The organism is Klebsiella grimontii (assembly GCF_900200035.1).
GTDB classification, from domain to species: Bacteria; Pseudomonadota; Gammaproteobacteria; order Enterobacterales; family Enterobacteriaceae; genus Klebsiella; species Klebsiella grimontii.
Genome location: NZ_FZTC01000022.1, coordinates 470,448 through 491,216, shown reverse-complemented (window position 1 = coordinate 491,216; position 20,769 = coordinate 470,448). Strand labels below are relative to the sequence as shown.

Sequence of the window (20,769 nt, the reverse complement as noted above, 5' to 3'; positions counted from 1 at the left end):
CAAGGTTATCGAGGATGTCCCAGTCGAAGTTTGCGCTGCCGCGCAATGGTTTTACGTTTAAGCAGTTTTTTGTCGCCCACGACCGATGCGCGATGAAAGTGGGTACCGACGGTATTTTACTTGGCGCATGGGCGCCGATCGCCCAGGTTAAACGCGTGCTGGATATCGGCGCCGGCAGCGGTCTGTTAGCGCTGATGCTCGCGCAGCGAACCGGGGAGACGGTTATCGTAGATGCTGTGGAGCTGGATGAAGAGGCGGCAGCGCAGGCGCAAGAAAACGCTGCGGATTCTCCATGGGCCGGGCGTCTGCAGATTCATCAGGCGGATATTCAGCAATGGCAGCCGCCGCAAACCCGGCGCTACGAGCTGATTGTCAGCAATCCGCCCTTTTTTGCCGACGGCGTGCCTTGCGCAACCTCGCAGCGCGAGCAGGCTCGTTATACTTCCTCACTCGATCATGCGACATTATTAACCTGCGCCGCCGAGCTGATTACGGAGGAGGGATTTTTCTGCGTCGTGCTTCCGGTCGACATTGGAAACGCCTTTGTGCAACGGGCGCAGAATATGGGCTGGCATCTGCGTCTGCGTACCGATGTTGCGGAAACGGAAATGCGTCCGCCGCATCGGGTTCTGTTGGCTTTTTCTCCAACGCCTGGAGACGAGTGCTTTAGCGACAGGTTGATTATCCGTGGGCCGGAGCAGCAGTATTCCGAAGGTTTTACCGCTTTGACCCAGGATTTTTATCTTTTTATGTGAGCCAGCGGCGAGAGCACAGATGGCCCGCTATCCGGCAGCTGTTCCGGATAGTCGAGCGTATAGTGCAGCCCTCGGCTCTCTTTACGTAGCATGGCGCAGCGCACAATCAGCTCGGCAACCTGTACCAGGTTACGCAGCTCCAGTAAATTATTGGAGACGCGAAAGCGGGCGTAGTATTCGTCCAGCTCCTGCTGCAGCATATTAATGCGGCGCAGGGCGCGCTCGAGGCGGCGGGTGGTGCGCACGATGCCGACATAGTCCCACATCAGCAAGCGCAACTCATGCCAGTTATGCTGAATCACGACCAGTTCATCCGGTATTTCGACCTGACTTTCGTCCCACGATGGCAGTTCGTTGACCGCCTGCGCGAAAGGCATGCGCTTAACAATATCCTCGGCGGCGGACCATCCGTAGACAAGGCACTCAAGCAGCGAGTTTGACGCCATGCGGTTCGCGCCGTGTAATCCGGTATAGCTCACTTCGCCGATGGCATACAGTCCGTCGACGTCTGTACGCCCGTTATCATCAACCATGACGCCACCGCAGGTGTAGTGCGCTGCGGGAACGACGGGCACCGGCTCTTTCGTCAGATCGATGCCAAGCCCCAGAAGCTTCTCGTAGATCATCGGGAAGTGGTGGCGAATAAATTCTGCGGGTTTATGGCTGATATCAAGATACATGCAGTCAGCGCCCAGGCGTTTCATCTCATGATCGATGGCTCTGGCGACGATATCGCGCGGGGCCAGCTCGCCGCGCTCGTCAAACTCCGGCATAAACCGCGTGCCGTCCGGGCGTTTCAACAGGGCGCCCTCGCCGCGCAGCGCTTCCGTTAACAGGAAGTTGCGCGCTTGCGGATGGTACAGCGCGGTTGGGTGAAACTGATTAAATTCGAGATTGGCGACCCGACAGCCGGCACGCCAGGCCATCGCGATACCATCGCCGGAAGAGACGTCAGGATTCGTCGTATACTGGTAAACTTTCGCCGCGCCGCCGGTTGCCAGCACTACGGCTTTTGCGCTACAGGTTTCAACCGCTTCTTTATTACGATTCCAGATCCACGCGCCCACCACCCGGCGCGTACCGGGCAGGCCGATTTTATCGGAGATAATCAGGTCAACGGCGTTGCTGCGCTCCAGCACGCGGATGTTGGGGTGGGCCAGCGCCTGGCTCACCAGGGTGGTTTCAACGGCTTTACCGGTCGCATCGGCGGCATGGAGGATTCTGCGGTGACTGTGCCCCCCCTCGCGGGTCAGATGGTAGCTCTCCTCACCGTTCGCCTGTACCTGGGTATCGAACAAGACGCCCTGATCGATCAGCCACTGAACGCAGGGTTTGGCGTTGCTCGCCACAAACGACACCGCATGGCGATCGCAAAGACCCGCCCCGGCAATCAACGTATCCTCGATGTGGGATTCCACGCTGTCGGTTTCATCAAACACGGCGGCAATTCCGCCCTGCGCGTAAAAAGTAGAACCTTCACTGATAGGGCCTTTGCTGAGAACCGTGACCGTGCAGCGCTCCGCCAGGCGTAAGGCAAGGGATAATCCGGCAGCGCCGCTGCCAATAATCAGCACATCACAGGAGGAATCGGAAGTTGTTTTCATAGCCTTTGTTTAATTTACTAAACACAATAAGCGAACAATAGCACCAGCCCGCGAGAAATCGTACAATTTTTTTACTCATTGTTGTGAGGGCTAAACATTACGGCTTAATGAGGCGGGCGGGGAAGCGAAAAAAGGTTTTGCGAAGCGGCTCGTTAGCTTCAGATTTTATAGTGAAATAAAAGCCGGGTTACGTTACCCTTCTGGCGGGTCTTGCGCTTTTTCTTATTATCTTACATATCGTTTAGCTACCGGGACATATAATGAGAGATAACAATCCGTCAGCCGGTGCCGGACGAAAAACAAAGGCGTAACGGAACTTTATTGTTTTCAGACACTCCAACCCTCTGCTTGCTCATTTATGCAGTAATTGGGTGGTGTTTTTGAATACGCATGGGAATTGGGTTTGGGGAGACATTACCTCGGATGAGCGAGCAGTTAACGGATCAGGTCCTCGTTGAACGGGTCCAGAAAGGAGATCAGAAAGCATTTAACCTGCTGGTGGTGCGCTATCAGCATAAGGTTGCAAGCCTGGTCTCCCGCTACGTGCCGCCGGGCGATATCGCTGACGTTGTTCAGGAATCGTTCGTCAAAGCATGGCGTGCGCTGGATTCTTTCCGGGGGGATAGCGCTTTTTACACCTGGTTATATCGCATCGCCGTCAACACGGCGAAAAATTATCTGGTTGCTCAGGGACGCCGTCCGCCGTCCAGCGATGTTGATGCGAATGATGCTGAAAACTTCGAAAGTGGCGGGGCATTGAAAGAAATTTCGAACCCTGAGAACTTAATGTTGTCAGAAGAGCTGAGACAAATAGTTTTTCGTACCATTGAATCGCTTCCGGAAGATTTACGCATGGCAATCACCTTGCGGGAGCTGGATGGCATGAGCTATGAAGAAATAGCCGCCATCATGGATTGTCCGGTGGGCACAGTGCGTTCGCGCATCTTCCGGGCGCGAGAAGCTATTGATAATAAAGTTCAACCGCTAATCAGGCGTTGACGATAGCGGAATACTGGAAAAGGGTATCAGGCATGCAGAAAGAAAAACTTTCGGCCTTAATGGATGGTGAAACGCTGGATAACGAACTGCTCAACGAGCTGGAGCGTTCATCTGAAATGCAAAAAACCTGGGAGAGCTACCATCTCATCCGCGATTCGCTGCGAGGCGATACGAGTGAGGTGCTCCATTTTGATATCTCAGCTCGCGTCATGGCCGCCATTGAAAACGAGCCCGTTCGTCAGACGGTTCCTCTTATTCCTGAATCTCAGCCCGCACCGCACCAGTGGCGTCAGATGCCTTTCTGGCAAAAAGTACGCCCATGGGCCAGTTCGCTCACCCAGATGGGCGTTGCCGCGTGCGTATCCCTCGCTGTGATTGTCGGCGTCCAGCAGTATAATGGCCAGTCTGATTCATCCCAGCAGCCGGAGGCGCCGGTGTTTAACACCATGCCGATGATGGGTAAGGCCAGCCCGGTTAGCCTGGGCGTACCGGCTGAGGCTTCAGCGGGTAGCGGTCAGCAGGCTCAGGTACAGGAACAGCGCCGCAGAATTAATGCTATGCTGCAGGACTATGAATTGCAGCGTCGCCTGCATGCGGAACAGCTCCAGTTTGGTCAGGCCCAGACTCAGCAAGCCGCCGTTCAGGTACCGGGCTATCAAACTTTAGGAACGCAATCGCAGTAATGAAGCAACTTTGGTGTGCCATGTCGCTCATGGCAGGCAGCCTGTTCTTCTCCGTCAACGCCTCGGCTGATACATCGTCCGGGGCGTTGTTGCAGCAGATGAACCTGGCCAGCCAGTCCCTCAACTACGAGCTCTCTTTCGTCAGCATCAACAAGCAGGGCGTTGAGTCGCTGCGCTATCGACACGCTAAACTGGATAATCGCACCCTGGCTCAGCTCCTGCAACTTGACGGACCTCGTCGCGAAGTCGTGCTGCGCGGAACGGAAATCAGCTACTTTGAACCTGGGCTCGATCCTTTTACCCTGAACGGCGACTATATCGTTGATTCCCTGCCTTCGTTGGTCTACTCCGACTTTAAACGTCTGGCGTCCTATTACGACTTTATTTCCGTTGGACGAACGCGTATTGCCGATCGTTTATGCGATGTGGTGCGCGTCGTGGCTCGCGATGGCACCCGCTATAGCTATATCGCATGGCTAGACGCTGAAACTAAGCTGCCTCTGCGCGTAGATCTGCTTGACCGCGATGGTGAAACGCTTGAGCAGTTCCGGGTCGTCTCGTTCAACGTCGGTGATAACGTGAGCGCCAGCATGGAAACCTTATCTAAAGCGAATCTGCCTCCGCAGCTGTCGGTGCCGGAGGGGGGCAATAAGGCCAACTTTAACTGGGCGCCAACCTGGCTGCCGCAGGGCGTTGCCGAAGTGTCCAGCAGCCAGCGTCGTCTCCCTACCTTTGATGGTCCGGTTGAGTCCCGTTTGTATTCCGATGGGCTGTTTAGTTTCTCTATCAATATTAATCGCGCCACCGCGAATAGCAGCGATCAGCTGCTGCGTACCGGGCGTCGTACCGTGGCGACTACCGTGCGTGATAACGCAGAGATAACCATTGTTGGCGAGCTGCCGCCGCAAACGGCAAAGCGTATTTCCGACAGTATTAAATTCAGGGCAGTTCAATGATTAAAGAGTGGGCGACGGTCGTCTCCTGGAATAATGGCATTGCGCTGGTTCATTGCGATGTTAAAGCATCCTGCAGCAGCTGCGCTTCCCGCGCCGGCTGCGGCAGCCGGGTACTGAATAAGCTTGGGCCGCAAACCAGCCATACCATTAGCGTTCCCTGCGAGCAGCCGCTGTCGGTCGGGCAAAAAGTGGAACTGGGCATTGCTGAGAGTAGCCTGCTCGGGTCGGCAGTACTGGTGTATATGGCGCCGTTAGTCGGATTGTTCGTGATGGCATCGATATTCCAGGTGCTGTTTACCAACGACTTCGCTTCGCTATGCGGGGCAATTTTGGGCGGCGTGGGTGGGTTTCTGGTCGCGCGCGGTCTTTCGCCGGGCTTAGCCTCCCGGCAGTCGTGGCAGCCGGTTATTATCAGCGTCGGCTTGCCGCCAGATTTAGTCCGCATCGAGACGCCTTCCTCCCAACTGGGTCAGTGATTCACTGGCCCTTATCTTTATTTACAACTCCCGCAAGAACTCGTCATTTACTCCGGTTATGCTAGCGGTAAGAGCATTTCCTGGTTTCGTGGATGTAGTGTAGAATGCGGCGTTTTCGGATTAAAAAACGTCAGGCACAGAACAGCGGCCTCATGATTCGCGTAAGGCATAATTAACTCTAAATATGAAGAATATACGTAACTTTTCAATCATCGCTCACATCGACCACGGTAAGTCGACGTTGTCTGACCGTATTATCCAGATTTGCGGTGGCCTTTCCGATCGTGAAATGGCAGCCCAGGTTCTGGACTCCATGGATCTTGAACGTGAGCGCGGTATCACTATCAAGGCGCAGAGCGTCACCCTGGATTACAAAGCGGCCGATGGCGAAACCTATCAGCTGAACTTTATCGATACTCCCGGCCACGTCGACTTCTCTTATGAAGTTTCTCGTTCGCTTGCCGCCTGTGAAGGCGCTTTGCTGGTGGTTGATGCCGGTCAGGGCGTAGAAGCCCAGACGCTGGCTAACTGCTATACGGCGATGGAAATGGACCTTGAAGTCGTACCGGTCCTGAACAAAATTGACCTGCCCGCAGCCGATCCGGAACGCGTGGCGGAAGAGATTGAAGACATTGTCGGTATTGATGCCACCGATGCGGTACGCTGTTCAGCGAAGACCGGCGTTGGCGTACCGGATGTGCTGGAGCGCCTGGTGCGCGATATTCCGCCGCCGGAAGGCGATCCGGAGGCGCCGCTGCAGGCGCTGATCATCGACTCCTGGTTTGATAACTACCTCGGCGTCGTTTCTTTGGTGCGTATTAAAAACGGCACCATGCGCAAAGGCGATAAAATTAAGGTGATGAGCACCGGTCAGGTGTATAACGCCGATCGTCTGGGGATTTTCACGCCGAAACAGGTTGACCGTACCGAGCTGAAATGCGGCGAGGTAGGCTGGCTGGTTTGCGCCATTAAAGACATTCTCGGCGCGCCGGTCGGCGATACGCTGACGCTTGCGCGCAACCCGGCGGAGAAAGCGCTGCCTGGCTTTAAAAAGGTGAAACCGCAGGTGTATGCCGGCCTGTTCCCGGTAAGCTCTGATGATTATGAGAACTTCCGTGACGCGCTGGGCAAACTGAGCCTCAACGATGCTTCACTGTTCTATGAGCCGGAAAGCTCTACCGCGCTGGGCTTCGGCTTCCGCTGCGGCTTCCTCGGTCTTCTGCATATGGAGATCATCCAGGAGCGCCTGGAGCGTGAATACGATCTGGATCTGATCACCACGGCGCCGACGGTAGTCTATGAAGTAGAAACCACCTCGAAAGAAGTTATCTACGTCGATAGCCCGTCGAAGCTGCCGCCGCTGAACAATATCCAGGAGCTGCGCGAGCCGATCGCTGAGTGTCACATGCTGCTGCCGCAGGAGTTTTTAGGCAACGTCATTACCCTGTGTATCGAAAAACGCGGCGTGCAGACTAACATGGTCTACCACGGTAATCAGGTGGCGCTGACCTATGAAATTCCGATGGCGGAAGTGGTACTCGATTTCTTCGACCGTCTGAAGTCCACCTCCCGCGGCTATGCGTCGCTGGACTACAACTTCAAGCGCTTCCAGGCTTCCAACATGGTGCGTGTGGATGTGTTGATTAACGGCGAGCGCGTGGATGCGCTGGCGCTGATCACGCATAACGACAATGCGCCGTACCGCGGCCGCGAACTGGTAGAGAAGATGAAAGAGCTGATCCCGCGTCAGCAGTTCGATATCGCTATCCAGGCTGCCATCGGTAACCACATTATTGCCCGTTCTACCGTGAAACAGCTGCGTAAAAACGTCCTCGCGAAATGCTATGGCGGCGACGTCAGCCGTAAGAAAAAGCTGCTGCAGAAGCAGAAAGACGGTAAGAAACGGATGAAGCAGGTCGGCAACGTTGAGCTCCCGCAGGAAGCGTTCCTCGCCATTCTGCACGTTGGTAAAGACGGCAAATAACCTAAGGAGTTGGCATGGCGAACATGTTTGCCCTGATCCTGGTCATCGCTACTTTGGTGACGGGTCTGTTGTGGTGCCTGGATAAGTTTATCTTTGCGCCAAAACGTCGCGAAAGTCAGGCCGCTGCCCAGGCGGCGACCGGCGACCAGTTAGATAAGAAAACGCTGAAAAAGGTTGGCCCGAAACCGGGCTGGCTGGAAACCGGCGCTTCGGTATTCCCGGTTCTGGCGATTGTGCTGGTGGTTCGCTCATTTATTTATGAGCCCTTCCAGATCCCATCCGGATCGATGATGCCGACGCTGCTGATCGGCGATTTTATTCTGGTTGAGAAGTTTGCCTACGGTATTAAAGATCCGATTTACCAGAAAACGCTGATCGAAACCGGGCATCCCAAACGCGGCGATATTGTCGTCTTTAAATATCCGCAAGATCCGCGCCTGGATTATATTAAGCGCGCGGTCGGTTTGCCGGGCGATAAAGTGACCTACGATCCCATAGCTAAACAGGTTACTATCCAGCCGGGCTGTAGTTCTGGCCAGGCCTGCGGCAACGCGCTGCCGGTTACTTACTCCAACGTTGAGCCGAGCGATTTCGTTCAGACCTTCTCCCGTAGCAACGGCGGCGAAGCGACCAGCGGTTTCTGGCAGCTGCCGAAAGGCGAGACCAAAGCCGATGGTATCCGCCTGACCGAACGTAAAGAGACGCTGGGCGAAGTGACGCACCGTATTCTGACCGTACCGATTGCTCAGGATCAGGTGGGGATGTATTACCACCAGTCCGGTCTGCCGCTGGCGACCTGGATTGTCCCGCCGGGACAGTATTTCATGATGGGTGACAACCGCGATAACAGCGCCGACAGCCGTTATTGGGGCTTTGTGCCGGAGGCGAATCTGGTGGGTAAAGCGACCGCAATCTGGATGAGTTTCGAAAAACAGGAAGGCGAATGGCCTACCGGCGTACGTTTATCGCGTATCGGCGGTATCCAGTAATTTTCCTGCCCTCTTCACGCTGCCGCCGCAGTAACGGCAGCGTGAATTATTTAAGATTTAAATCTATTCAAACTAACGACATCCCTTGTCGTTGCGTATAGAATATCCCCCCGAAGTTTTAGGTTGTCTCTCGTAAGATTGACACAGCACACGAAACCGCGTTGGTTTTTACTCAGGTCGGTTTCGTGTGCTGCATTTTTGACGCATTCATCTATTGGTAACGCATGAACCCCATCGTAATTAATCGGCTTCAACGGAAGCTGGGCTACACTTTTCATCATCAGGAGCTGTTGCAACAGGCATTAACTCATCGCAGTGCCAGCAGCAAACACAATGAGCGCCTGGAGTTTTTAGGTGACTCAATATTGAGCTTTGTGATCGCAAACGCGCTCTATCATCGTTTCCCTCGGGTAGACGAAGGCGATATGAGCCGCATGCGCGCGACGCTGGTGCGAGGTAACACGTTGGCAGAAATTGCCCGCGAGTTCGAATTAGGTGAATGTCTGCGTCTTGGGCCGGGTGAATTGAAAAGCGGAGGCTTTCGCCGTGAATCGATACTGGCGGACACCGTTGAAGCTTTAATCGGCGGGATTTTCCTCGACAGCGATATTCAGAACGTTGAGCGCCTTATTCTCTCCTGGTACCAGAGTCGTCTGGATGAAATCAGCCCTGGTGACAAGCAAAAGGATCCGAAGACCCGCTTGCAGGAATATCTGCAGGGGCGTCATCTGCCGCTGCCGTCGTACCTCGTTGTACAGGTACGCGGAGAAGCGCACGATCAGGAATTTACTATCCACTGCCAGGTTAGCGGCCTGAGTGAACCGGTGGTTGGCACGGGTTCTAGCCGTCGTAAGGCGGAGCAGGCTGCCGCCGAACAGGCGCTGAAAAAGCTGGAGCTGGAATGAGCGAAGAAAAAAACTACTGCGGATTTATTGCCATCGTTGGTCGTCCAAACGTGGGCAAATCCACATTGCTGAACAAGCTGCTCGGGCAGAAGATCTCTATTACTTCCCGAAAAGCGCAGACGACGCGTCACCGCATCGTTGGTATTCATACTGAAGGCCCGTACCAGGCGATCTACGTCGATACCCCGGGCCTGCATATGGAAGAAAAACGTGCGATAAACCGCCTGATGAACAAAGCGGCAAGCAGCTCTATTGGCGACGTTGAGCTGATTATTTTCGTCGTTGAAGGTACCCGCTGGACGCCGGACGATGAGATGGTGCTCAACAAGCTGCGCGACGGCAAAGCGCCGGTGATTCTGGCGGTCAACAAAGTCGACAACGTACAGGAAAAAGGGGATCTGCTGCCGCACCTGCAGTTCCTCGGCAGCCAGATGAACTTCCTCGATATCGTGCCGATTTCCGCGGAAACCGGGCTGAACGTTGATACTATTGCCGGTATTGTGCGTAAGCATCTGCCGGAGGCGATTCATCATTTCCCGGAAGATTACATTACCGACCGTTCTCAGCGCTTTATGGCTTCCGAGATCATTCGCGAAAAGCTGATGCGTTTCCTTGGCGCCGAACTGCCGTATTCCGTCACCGTCGAAATCGAGCGTTTTGTAACCAATGAACGCGGCGGATACGATATTAACGGTCTGATTCTGGTTGAGCGTGAAGGGCAGAAGAAGATGGTGATTGGCAACAAAGGGGCCAAAATCAAAACTATCGGTATCGAAGCGCGTAAAGACATGCAGGATATGTTTGAAGCGCCGGTTCACCTCGAACTGTGGGTGAAAGTGAAATCCGGCTGGGCTGATGACGAACGCGCGCTGCGCAGTCTCGGTTACGGCGACGATCTCTAAGAGCCATTTTGATGGAAGGCTGGCAGCGCGCTTTCGTCCTGCATAGTCGTCCCTGGAGCGAAACCAGCCTGATGCTGGACGTCTTCACGGAAGAATCCGGCCGCGTGCGCCTTGTGGCTAAAGGCGCACGTTCTAAACGCTCCAACCTCAAAGGCGCGCTTCAGCCCTTTACTCCCTTACTGCTTCGCTTTGGCGGGCGCGGCGAAGTCAAAACGCTGCGCAGCGCGGAAGCCGTCTCGCTGGCGCTCCCCCTTAGCGGTATCACGCTCTACAGCGGCCTTTACGTCAACGAACTGCTCTCTCGCGTGCTTGAGCACGAAACGCGCTTCTCCGAACTCTTCTTCGATTATTTGCACTGTATCCAGTCTCTGGCTGGCGCAAGCGGCTCGCCGGAACCGGCGCTTCGGCGTTTTGAACTGGCGCTGCTTGGGCACCTGGGGTATGGCGTGGATTTCCTGCATTGCGCCGGCAGTGGAGAAGCGGTTGACGATGCGATGACCTATCGCTACCGTGAAGAAAAAGGCTTTATCGCCAGCGTGGTTATTGATAACAGCACCTTTACCGGGCACCATCTTAAAGCGTTGGCGAGCCGTGAATTTCCCGACAGCGATGCGCTGCGCGCGGCAAAACGTTTCACACGTATCGCCCTGAAGCCCTATCTGGGCGGGAAGCCGCTAAAAAGTCGCGAGCTTTTTCGTCAGTTTTTGCCCGCGCGGGCTGCGCGAGCCGATAAAACAAATAACGATTAACGAGGATTGTCATGGCTGAATTACTGTTAGGGGTCAACATTGACCACATTGCGACATTACGCAACGCCCGCGGTACCGCTTATCCGGATCCGGTACAGGCGGCTTTTATCGCCGAGCAGGCCGGCGCTGACGGTATTACCGTCCATCTGCGCGAGGATCGTCGCCATATTACCGATCGCGATGTCCGTATTTTGCGCCAGACGCTGGATACCCGCATGAACCTTGAGATGGCGGTGACGGAAGAGATGCTGAATATCGCCTGTGAGACTCAGCCCCATTTCTGCTGCCTGGTACCGGAAAAACGCCAGGAAGTGACCACCGAAGGCGGACTGGACGTGGCGGGCCAGCTCGACAAAATGCGCGATGCCTGTAAACGTCTTGCCGACGCCGGTATCCTGGTTTCTCTGTTTATTGATGCGGACAACGCGCAAATTAAGGCCGCAGCGGACGTGGGCGCCCCCTATATCGAAATTCACACCGGCTGCTACGCCGATGCGCAAACCGACGCTGAGCAGGCAAAAGAGCTGGAGCGTATTGCCAAAGCGGCGACCTATGCCGCCAGTCTGGGGCTGAAGGTCAATGCCGGTCATGGCCTGACCTACCATAATGTAAAAGCCATAGCGGCGCTGCCGGAAATGCACGAGCTGAATATCGGCCATGCGATTATTGGCCGGGCGGTGATGAGCGGCCTGAAAGAGGCGGTTGCGGAAATGAAGCGTCTGATGCTGGAAGCCCGTGCCTGATGGCTATTCTCGGACTGGGTACTGATATAGTTGAAATCGCCCGTATTGAAGCGGTGATCGCCCGCAGCGGCGACCGTCTGGCCCGTCGCGTACTGAGCGATCACGAGTGGGCGATATGGCAACAGCATCAGCAGCCGGTCCGTTTTCTGGCTAAGCGTTTCGCCGTTAAAGAAGCGGCGGCCAAGGCGCTTGGCACCGGCATCCGCAATGGCCTGGCGTTTAACCAGTTTGAGGTTTACAACGACGAGCTGGGGAAGCCAAAGCTACGGTTGTGGGGCGAGGCGAAGAGTCTGGCCGAGCGGCTGGGCGTCAGCAGCATTCACGTGACGCTGGCCGATGAACGCCACTATGCCTGCGCCACGGTGATTATCGAAAGTTAGATTTACAGGCAGGCCGGATAAGTCCATCCGGTAATGTCATAATTTGTCCGCGTGATGCAGCAGGACAAATTTATCCCACAGCTGCTCTTCATTTTCGTTATGCGCCGGGTCTTTCAGAATGGTATTCGGGATCGGACACACCTTCTGGCAGGTCGGCGTATCATAGTGGCCAACGCATTCGGTGCAGCGGTCGCTGTTAATTTCATAAATGCTATCACCCATGGATATCGCCTCATTCGGGCACTCAGGCTCGCACATATCGCAGTTGATACATTTTTTGGTGATTAACAGCGCCATCAGGAAATTCTCAGAAACAACACAAACAGGGCGGGCATTATACGCCCATTTTCCGCCCGGGCCAGCTCTTTTCAACCGTGGGGCGACCATCCGTAGCGGAGAAATTTTGCCCGGCTTGAGCCAATAAGAGTGAGTGAGTTTCTGCCAGCTGGCGGGGTACTCGGCGTTATACCAGCTTTTTCACCAGCGCTTCGCTGTGGCGAATCCGCTCCGGAGCGTGCTCAAGATCCTGCTGCACCAGCCCCATAAACAGGAGATCGGTCAGCATCATCTGCGCGCTGGTGGAAGAGATCGCGGCGCTGCGCGTGGCCTGCTCCTCCGCAATGGTGTACAGGCATAGCGTAGCCTGCTGCTGAAGCGCGTTGGGGTTAAAACCGGTGATCGCCAGGATCTGGCTCCCTACCCGTAACGCTTCACCGGCCGCCATATTGATCTCGCGTCGTTCACCGGAGTAGGAGATGGCCAGCAGCAGATCGTCCGGCGACATCGCCTGTACCGTGGCCAGCAGCGCGTGCATATCCTGTTCAGAGACGGCGTTAATGCCGATTTTCATCAGCTTCCAGCTAAAGTTTCTCGCCACCAGGCCCGATGCGCCGATACCGGTAATGATCACCCGTCGGGCGTGGCGCAGCAGCGTGACGGCTTCCAGCAGCTTCTCTTCGGTGTTGACGTCCAGCGAGGCGTGCATAGCCGCGATGTTATCCTTAATCAGCTTTTCGCCAACCAGCCGAAGAGGATCGTCGCCGCGAATCTGATTATGCACCGGTACGGACTGCGGCGTAGGGGCGCTTGCCAGGGCTTCGCTCAGCGCCAGCTTTAACGCCGGGAAGCCTTTGAAGCCCATTTTCTGCGCAAATTTCACTACGCTTGACTGACTGACGCCGGCTTCGCCCGCCAGCTGCTGTGAGCTAAGGTGGCGGGTTTGATCCGGTTGAGCCAGAATGAAATCGGCCAGTTTTTTATCGCTTGCGGCCAACGTAGGGTAGCGCTGGCGAATACGGGTCAAACAGTTCATAGCGGCTCCGGAGGACAGCTTCACCCTCGGCTGAAAGAATTTTGTATTCGATTATAAGAGGATTATCGCGAATTAAAAATTCTATGCCTAAGATTTCTCTGCAAATGTGTTTTCTTAATCCGGATTCAACGACAGCGTATGTTTTCGCTATTGGCGACGCAAGGCTGTTAAGCTATTGGTAATCGAGCGATCGTACATGGGAGTAGGTTTTGAATAGCAGCACGCGGAGAGTGGTTTTTTTTGATCTGGATGGAACCTTGCATCAGCAGGATATGTTCGGCAGCTTTTTGCGCTATATCCTGCGCCATCAGCCGCTGAATGCGCTGCTGGTGCTTCCTTTATTGCCTGTTATTGCCGCCGGACTGATGTTGTACGGTCGCGCCGCGCGCTGGCCGATGAGCCTGCTGCTGTGGGCTTCAACCTTCGGACGCAGCGAGCATCACCTTAAACGCCTGGAGGCCGATTTTGTTCGCTGGTTTCGCCAGCACGTTACGGCCTTCCCGGTGGTTCAGTCGCGGCTTAACCATTATTTGTCCAGCACGGACGCCGATGTCTGGCTGATTACCGGTTCGCCGCAGTCGCTGGTTGAGCAGGTTTATTTTGATACTCCCTGGCTGCCGCGAGTGAACCTGATCGCCAGCCGGATGGAGCGTCGTTGCGGCGGCTGGGGATTAACCCTGCGCTGCCTCGGCAATGAAAAAGTGGCGCAGCTGGAACAAAAAATCGGCGCTCCGCTGCGATTGTACAGCGGCTACAGCGACAGCGAGCAGGATAACCCGCTGCTCTATTTTTGCCAGCACCGCTGGCGGGTGACGCCGCAGGGCGATCTTCAGCAGTTAGAATAGTGTGTAATACATAGCGCCCATGTATAATGCGCCCCGCTTTTCTGCAGGAGTGCCCGCTTTGTCTGACCATGAATTAAATGATGAATACTGGATGCGTCACGCCCTGACGCTGGCCAAACGCGCCTGGGAAGAGGGCGAAGTGCCGGTCGGCGCCGTGCTGGTGCATAATCATCAGGTCATCGGCGAGGGCTGGAACCGGCCAATCGGCCGCCACGATCCGACCGCGCACGCCGAGATTATGGCCCTGCGTCAGGGCGGACTGGTGCTGCAAAACTATCGCCTGATTGACGCAACGCTGTACGTTACCCTTGAGCCTTGCGTGATGTGCGCCGGAGCGATGGTGCACAGCCGTATTTCCCGGCTGGTATTTGGCGCCAGGGATGCGAAAACCGGCGCCGCCGGGTCGCTGATGGATGTGTTGCATCATCCAGGCATGAATCATCGGGTAGAAATAACGGAAGGGATTATGGCGGAGGCCTGTTCCGGCATGCTGAGCGATTTCTTTCGCTGGCGGCGCGAAGAGAAAAAAGCGCTGAAGCGAGCTGGCCAGCAAGTGCAGGACTAATGCCCGGCGCCGGGGATTTTCAGCTTCGCGTTGTCCACCAGCGTTTCTGCGCGGAAGCTGAAAAAGGACATGGCGTACTGCTCTTCCTTACCCAGCTCCTCCGGCATGACCGCCGGATAGTGTTCGCCCAGGGCCGCCATCTGCGCCTCTTTTCTCTCTTTTTCAGAGAGATAGCCCACAAGGCTAATATGATATTTGCGAATGTTTTCGACGTAGGCGTAGGCCTCGTGTCCGCGTGCAAAGCCGTACTTCAGGCGGCTATAGTAGTTTTTCTGGCTTAACAGCGGCAGACGCTGTTTGACATCGGCCCAGCTATTCGGGTCGCCTTTCTGCTTTTTCGTCAGCGCCATCGCGTCAAGCATGTGCGCGTAGCCCATATTGTAAGCCGCCAGCGCAAACCAAATGCGCTCGTCCTGCGGCACCGACTCCGGCACTTTATTCATCATATCCTGCAAATAACGCATACCGCCGTCGATGCTTTGTTCGGCGTCGGTGCGATCGGTCAACCCCAGGCTTTGGGCCGTATTGCGGGTAAGCATCATTATCCCGCGCACGCCGGTAGGAGAGGTGGCCTGCGGATCCCAGTGCGATTCCTGCCACGAAATAGCCGCCAGCAGACGCCAGTCTATCTGTCGGGCATATTTTTCAAACATCGGCTGCAGGTCCGGGAGAACGCTTTCTACGGCGCGCAGGAAGGTGCGGGTGTCGACATAATCAAAATCGTTGCCGTGGCCGAGGTATTTCTCCTCCAGCCTCGCCAGGGTGCCGTCTTCATTAATATTATTGAAGAAATCGAGCATTGCCGCCGACAGGGAATTGTCTTCGCCTTTTTCGCTAAACCAGGTGACCGGCTGCTCGTCGCTGATATCGAGGGCGACGGCCAGCTCCGGGTGAACGCGCTGGAACAGGCTGACGGCGACCGAATCCGCCACGGTATAGTCGAGCTTACCATCGATGACCGCCTGCATTAGCGCCGTCGTCCCGCGCTTATCGTCCACGCGCCAGTCGAGGTCGGGATATTTTTGCTCTTTCAATGCCTGGAGATCGTTAATCGCCACGTGCCCGGGAGCGATCGCCAGCTGCGCGGCGGTAAGATTTGCCAGGGTGCGCGGGCGCAGGTTGCCTTTGCGATACACCAGCTGTTGCGAAACGGAATAGTAGGTCGGTCCGACCTGATAGTTTTTCACCCGCTCGGAGTTGTAGACCAGACCGGCAGCCAGCATGTCGGCTTTGCCTTCATCGAGATCGTCGAAGAGCTGGCTGATATTCTGCCTGACGGTGACTTTGAGCTCGACGCCAAGGTAGTCGGCAAACTGCTGCGCCAGCTCATAATCAAAACCGTAGGTTTTATCATTGAGGGTCGCAAAGGTCATCGGCGAATTAATGGTGCTGATGCGCAGTTCTCCGCGCGCCATGATCCCCGCCACGCGGTTTTCTGGTTTACCCATCCACGGGAGAGACGGCCACAGGGCGGCCGCCAGCAGGAGGGTCACAATGCCGATGAGCAGATAATTAATCTTTAGTTTTTTCAGATAGTTAATCTTCTGCAGCTTCGGGTTCCTCAGCAGATTATGACCAGAAAAAGTAAAAGGTTGTCTTGGATTGAGCGGCATTTTGCTTAAGAATGCGTCAGTTGGCAACTTATTCGCGAGATGAGTCACATTAATTGATAAACCCCGGCAATCATTTTATTTCTACGCAAACGGTTTCGTCGGGGCGCAGGATTCACTATAATGGCGCCCGTTTCCCCCCTGGCTCACCATGAAAGCTTCGAAGACGAGAGACTTATGATGGAAATTTTGCGTGGTTCACCTGCACTGTCGGCATTCCGTATCAATAAACTGCTGGCACGTTTCCAGGCGGCCAACCTTCCGGTCAGCACGATATATGCCGAGTACGTTCATTTTGCCGACCTTAGCGCCCCGCTCAGCGGCGACGATCGCGAGAGTCTGGCAAGGTTGCTCAAATATGGCCCGAACCTAAGCAGCCATACTCCAACCGGCAAGCTACTGCTCGTTACCCCCCGTCCCGGCACCATCTCTCCCTGGTCTTCTAAAGCTACCGACATCGCCCATAACTGCGGCCTGTCTCAGGTGGTGCGTCTGGAACGCGGCGTGGCGTATTACGTCGAAGCGGGCAGCCTGAATGACGAACAGTGGTCGCTGGTGGCGGCCGAACTGCATGACCGCATGATGGAAAGCGTCTTCACGGCGCTGGAAGAGGGTGAAAAACTCTTCGCCCACCATCAGCCCACTCCGGTCACCAGCGTTGACCTGCTGGGCCTCGGCCGTCAGGCGCTGATTGACGCCAACCTCCGTCTGGGGCTGGCGCTGGCCGAGGATGAAATCGACTATTTGCAGGATGCTTTCCAGAAGCTGGGCCGCAACCCGAACGATATCGAACTTTATATGTTCGCGCAGGCGAACTCTGAGCACTGCCGACACAAGATTTTTAACGCCGACTGGGTCATTGATGGCGAAAAGCAGCCGAAGTCGCTGTTCAAAATGATCAAAAACACCTTTGAGAAAACCCCGGACTACGTGCTGTCTGCTTATAAAGACAACGCCGCGGTAATGGAAGGTTCAGCCGTGGGTCGCTACTTCGCCGACCACGAAACCGGCCGCTACGACTTCCACCAGGAAGACGCGCATATTCTGATGAAGGTCGAAACCCATAACCACCCGACGGCGATCTCTCCGTGGCCGGGCGCGGCGACCGGTTCCGGCGGCGAAATTCGCGATGAAGGCGCGACCGGGCGCGGCGCGAAACCGAAGGCGGGCCTGGTGGGCTTCTCTGTTTCGAACCTGCGTATTCCCGGTTTTGAACAGCCGTGGGAAGAGGATTTCGGCAAGCCGGATCGCATCGTCACCGCGCTGGATATCATGACCGAAGGCCCGCTGGGCGGCGCGGCGTTTAACAACGAATTCGGTCGTCCGGCGCTTAACGGCTACTTCCGTACCTATGAAGAGAAGGTCGCCAGCCACAACGGCGAAGAGCTGCGCGGCTATCACAAGCCCATTATGCTGGCGGGCGGTATCGGCAACATTCGCGGCGAACACGTGCAGAAGGGCGAGGTTGTCGTCGGCGCGAAGCTGATTGTTCTCGGCGGCCCGGCGATGAACATCGGCCTCGGCGGCGGTGCGGCCTCTTCAATGGCCTCCGGCCAGTCTGATGCCGATCTGGATTTTGCCTCCGTACAGCGCGATAACCCGGAGATGGAACGTCGCTGCCAGGAAGTTATCGACCGCTGTTGGCAGCTGGGCGACGCCAACCCGATTCTGTTTATCCACGACGTCGGCGCCGGCGGTCTGTCGAACGCGATGCCGGAACTGGTCAGCGACGGCGGACGCGGCGGTAAATTCCAACTGCGCGATATCCTCAGCGATGAGCCGGGCATGAGCCCGCTGGAGATCTGGTGTAACGAATCGCAGGAACGTTATGTGCTGGCGGTCGCGCCGGAGCAGCTGCCGCTGTTTGATGAGCTGTGCCGCCGCGAACGCGCGCCGTACGCGGTGATTGGCGAAGCCACCGAAGCGCTGCATTTGAGCCTCGACGATAGCCATTTTGACGATCGCCCGATCGACCTGCCGCTTGACGTGCTGCTGGGCAAAACGCCGAAAATGACCCGCGACGTGCAGACGCTGAAAGCCCAGGGCCAGAGTCTGGTACGTCAGGAAATCACTATTGCCGACGCGGTGAATCGCGTGCTGCACCTGCCGACCGTGGCGGAGAAAACCTTCCTCGTCACCATCGGCGACCGCACCGTCACCGGTATGGTGGCGCGCGATCAGATGGTGGGGCCGTGGCAGATCCCGGTGGCTAACTGCGCGGTGACTACCGCCAGCCTTGACAGCTATTACGGCGAAGCCATGTCTATTGGCGAACGCGCGCCGGTGGCGCTGCTGGACTTTGCCGCTTCCGCCCGTCTGGCGGTCGGCGAGGCGCTGACCAACATCGCGGCGACGCAGATTGGCGCGCTCAATCGCGTGAAGTTGTCGGCAAACTGGATGGCCGCAGCCGGTCACCCGGGCGAAGACGCCGGGTTATATGAAGCGGTAAAAGCGATTGGCGAAGAGCTTTGCCCGGCCCTGGGACTGACCATTCCGGTGGGTAAAGACTCCATGTCGATGAAAACCCGCTGGCAGGAAGGTACCGAACAGCGCGAGATGACCTCTCCGCTGTCGCTGGTGATTTCCGCCTTTGCCCGCGTGGAAGACGTACGCCGTACCGTCACCCCGCAGCTCGCAACCGTTGATAACGCCCTGCTGCTGATTGATTTAGGCAAGGGGAACAATGCCCTGGGCGCGACCGCGCTGGCGCAGGTTTACCGTCAGCTTGGCGATGTGACTGCCGACGTTCGCGATGTCGCGCAGCTGAAAGGCTTCTGGGATGCGATGCAGGCGCTGGTGGCTGAAGGTAAGCTGCTGGCGTGGCACGACCGGTCTGACGGCGGCCTGCTGGTCACGCTGGCCGAGATGGCCTTTACCGGCCACTGCGGCGTCAAGGTTGATATCGCCGCGCTCGGCGAGGATCGTCTGGCCGCGCTGTTTAACGAAGAGCTTGGCGGCGTGATTCAGGTGCGTGCCGCCGACCGCCAGGCGGTGGAAGCGCTGCTGGCCGCTCATGGTCTGGCGGATTGCGTTCACTATCTTGGCCAGGCTACGGCGGGCGATCGCTTTGTCATCGAGGCCGACGGTCATCCGCTATTCAGCGAAAGCCGCACAACGCTGCGCATGTGGTGGGCGGAAACCACCTGGCAAATGCAGCGTCTGCGCGATAACCCGGAGTGCGCCGACCAGGAGCACGAGGCGAAAGCCAACGATGCCGATCCGGGCCTCAACGTGAAGCTCTCCTTCGATATCAATGAGGATATCGCGGCGCCTTATATTGCCACCGGCGCGCGTCCGAAGGTCGCGGTGCTGCGCGAGCAGGGCGTAAACTCTCACGTTGAAATGGCGGCAGCGTTCCATCGTGCCGGCTTTGATGCCATCGACGTGCATATGAGCGACCTGCTGGCGGGCCGTACCGGTCTTGCTGACTTCCAGGCGCTGGTGGCCTGCGGCGGATTCTCCTACGGTGACGTTTTAGGCGCCGGTGAGGGCTGGGCGAAATCAATCCTGTTCAATGAACGCGTTCGCGACGAATTTGCCACTTTCTTCCATCGTCCGCAAACCCTGGCGTTGGGCGTGTGCAACGGCTGCCAGATGATGTCTAACCTGCGCGAGCTGATCCCGGGCAGCGACCTGTGGCCGCGCTTTGTGCGTAACCAGTCAGACCGCTTTGAAGCGCGCTTCAGCCTGGTTGAGGTGACCCAGAGCCCGTCGCTGCTGCTGCAGGGAATGGTGGGATCGATGATGCCGATTGCCGTATCCCACGGTGAAGGGCAGGTCGAAGTCCGCGATGGCGCGCATCTGGCGCAGCTGGAAAGCAAAGGCCTGGTGGCGCTGCGCTTCGTCGATAACTTCGGTAAAGTGACGGAAAACTATCCGGCTAACCCGAACGGGTCGCCGAACGGCATCACCGCGGTGACCAGCGAAAGCGGGCGCGCGACCATTATGATGCCGCACCCGGAGCGCGTGTTCCGTACCGTGTCGAACTCCTGGCACCCGGAAAACTGGGGCGAAGACAGCCCGTGGATGCGTATTTTCCGCAACGCGCGTAAACAGCTGGGCTAAAAACCGTTCGCGAATCGCATTAAGCCTCCTGCCCGCGCAGGAGGCTTTTTTATTTGTGAAGCTCATCGGCAAAAGGTGTCGGGGATCGCCGACAAACGCGCTATAGCGATGTCGTCAAAAGGAGACATTTAACCTGTTGATTTATAATAGCATTGCTAAACCATTCATCCGGTGTTGCTAATCAGCGACACTTTGCGCAAAAAACGATCATCATTATTTATACGCTTGAATAGTAAAAAGGTATTAT

The 20,769-nt window shown here is 56.3% G+C and carries 20 protein-coding genes; 16 read left to right on the top strand and 4 right to left on the bottom strand.

What is annotated here, in order from left to right:
* Positions 1–14: 14 nt before the first annotated feature.
* Complete coding sequence (gene trmN, locus KOSB73_RS23030) at positions 15–755, top strand: tRNA(1)(Val) (adenine(37)-N(6))-methyltransferase TrmN (RefSeq protein WP_004132794.1); 741 nt, start codon at positions 15–17, stop codon at positions 753–755.
* Here the strand turns inward: trmN and nadB are convergent.
* Entirely contained in the window at positions 740–2,359 is a 1,620-nt protein-coding gene (gene nadB, locus KOSB73_RS23025) for an L-aspartate oxidase (protein WP_049085824.1), read from the bottom strand. The genes trmN and nadB overlap by 16 nt on opposite strands.
* A gap of 285 nt (positions 2,360–2,644) precedes the next feature.
* On the opposite strand from nadB, the gene rseD reads away from it, so the two are divergent.
* From rseD to acpS, 12 genes are all read left to right on the top strand, one after another.
* Positions 2,645–2,743, top strand: a complete 99-nt coding sequence (gene rseD, locus KOSB73_RS31525) for a rpoE leader peptide RseD (protein ID WP_155552530.1) — start codon at positions 2,645–2,647, stop codon at positions 2,741–2,743.
* A 39-nt stretch (positions 2,744–2,782) separates the two neighbouring features.
* Positions 2,783–3,358: an RNA polymerase sigma factor RpoE gene (gene rpoE / locus KOSB73_RS23020; protein ID WP_004104583.1), complete on the top strand. Its 576-nt coding sequence runs from the start codon at positions 2,783–2,785 to the stop codon at positions 3,356–3,358.
* Positions 3,359–3,390: 32 nt separating this feature from the next.
* Entirely contained in the window at positions 3,391–4,041 is a 651-nt protein-coding gene (rseA, locus tag KOSB73_RS23015; RefSeq protein ID WP_004132795.1) for an anti-sigma-E factor RseA, read from the top strand.
* Entirely contained in the window at positions 4,041–4,997 is a 957-nt protein-coding gene (gene rseB / locus KOSB73_RS23010) for a sigma-E factor regulatory protein RseB (RefSeq protein ID WP_004132796.1), read from the top strand. Before rseA ends, rseB begins: the two co-directional genes overlap by 1 nt.
* Complete coding sequence (rseC, locus tag KOSB73_RS23005) at positions 4,994–5,473, top strand: SoxR-reducing system protein RseC (protein WP_049089620.1); 480 nt, start codon at positions 4,994–4,996, stop codon at positions 5,471–5,473. Before rseB ends, rseC begins: the two co-directional genes overlap by 4 nt.
* A 184-nt stretch (positions 5,474–5,657) precedes the next feature.
* On the top strand, positions 5,658–7,457 hold the full coding sequence (gene lepA / locus KOSB73_RS23000) for a translation elongation factor 4 (protein ID WP_004123687.1): 1,800 nt from the start codon (positions 5,658–5,660) through the stop codon (positions 7,455–7,457).
* A gap of 14 nt (positions 7,458–7,471) precedes the next feature.
* On the top strand, positions 7,472–8,446 hold the full coding sequence (lepB, locus tag KOSB73_RS22995; protein ID WP_004123684.1) for a signal peptidase I: 975 nt from the start codon (positions 7,472–7,474) through the stop codon (positions 8,444–8,446).
* A 224-nt stretch (positions 8,447–8,670) separates the two neighbouring features.
* Entirely contained in the window at positions 8,671–9,351 is a 681-nt protein-coding gene (rnc, locus tag KOSB73_RS22985) for a ribonuclease III (protein ID WP_004104573.1), read from the top strand.
* Positions 9,348–10,253: a GTPase Era gene (gene era, locus KOSB73_RS22980; protein ID WP_004134890.1), complete on the top strand. Its 906-nt coding sequence runs from the start codon at positions 9,348–9,350 to the stop codon at positions 10,251–10,253. Before rnc ends, era begins: the two co-directional genes overlap by 4 nt.
* An 11-nt stretch (positions 10,254–10,264) precedes the next feature.
* Positions 10,265–11,002, top strand: a complete 738-nt coding sequence (recO, locus tag KOSB73_RS22975) for a DNA repair protein RecO (RefSeq protein ID WP_004134893.1) — start codon at positions 10,265–10,267, stop codon at positions 11,000–11,002.
* Positions 11,003–11,013: 11 nt separating this feature from the next.
* Positions 11,014–11,745: a pyridoxine 5'-phosphate synthase gene (gene pdxJ, locus KOSB73_RS22970; RefSeq protein ID WP_004123677.1), complete on the top strand. Its 732-nt coding sequence runs from the start codon at positions 11,014–11,016 to the stop codon at positions 11,743–11,745.
* Positions 11,745–12,125 carry a holo-ACP synthase gene (acpS, locus tag KOSB73_RS22965; protein WP_004123676.1) on the top strand — a complete coding sequence of 127 codons (381 nt, stop codon included), beginning with the start codon at positions 11,745–11,747 and terminating at the stop codon, positions 12,123–12,125. The genes pdxJ and acpS overlap by 1 nt, the downstream gene beginning before the upstream one ends.
* A 36-nt stretch (positions 12,126–12,161) precedes the next feature.
* On the opposite strand, the gene KOSB73_RS22960 is transcribed toward acpS, so the two are convergent.
* Both KOSB73_RS22960 and KOSB73_RS22955 read right to left on the bottom strand, forming a co-directional pair.
* On the bottom strand, positions 12,162–12,422 hold the full coding sequence (locus tag KOSB73_RS22960) for a YfhL family 4Fe-4S dicluster ferredoxin (protein WP_004114478.1): 261 nt from the start codon (positions 12,420–12,422) through the stop codon (positions 12,162–12,164).
* Between the two features lie 166 nt (positions 12,423–12,588).
* Positions 12,589–13,437, bottom strand: a complete 849-nt coding sequence (locus KOSB73_RS22955; protein ID WP_004123673.1) for a MurR/RpiR family transcriptional regulator — start codon at positions 13,435–13,437, stop codon at positions 12,589–12,591.
* Positions 13,438–13,646: 209 nt separating this feature from the next.
* Between KOSB73_RS22955 and yfhb the strand changes: the two genes are divergently transcribed.
* Both yfhb and tadA read left to right on the top strand, forming a co-directional pair.
* Positions 13,647–14,282 carry a phosphatidylglycerophosphatase C gene (yfhb, locus tag KOSB73_RS22950; protein WP_098141032.1) on the top strand — a complete coding sequence of 212 codons (636 nt, stop codon included), beginning with the start codon at positions 13,647–13,649 and terminating at the stop codon, positions 14,280–14,282.
* Positions 14,283–14,340: 58 nt separating this feature from the next.
* Positions 14,341–14,847: a tRNA adenosine(34) deaminase TadA gene (gene tadA, locus KOSB73_RS22945; RefSeq protein WP_004134899.1), complete on the top strand. Its 507-nt coding sequence runs from the start codon at positions 14,341–14,343 to the stop codon at positions 14,845–14,847.
* Here the strand turns inward: tadA and mltF are convergent.
* Positions 14,844–16,460 (bottom strand): membrane-bound lytic murein transglycosylase MltF, encoded by a 1,617-nt coding sequence (mltF, locus tag KOSB73_RS22940; RefSeq protein ID WP_098141030.1) that lies wholly within the window; start codon positions 16,458–16,460, stop codon positions 14,844–14,846. The genes tadA and mltF overlap by 4 nt on opposite strands.
* Before the next feature lie 174 nt (positions 16,461–16,634).
* On the opposite strand from mltF, the gene purL reads away from it, so the two are divergent.
* On the top strand, positions 16,635–20,522 hold the full coding sequence (purL, locus tag KOSB73_RS22930; protein ID WP_049088346.1) for a phosphoribosylformylglycinamidine synthase: 3,888 nt from the start codon (positions 16,635–16,637) through the stop codon (positions 20,520–20,522).
* The last annotated feature ends 247 nt before the right edge of the window (positions 20,523–20,769 follow it).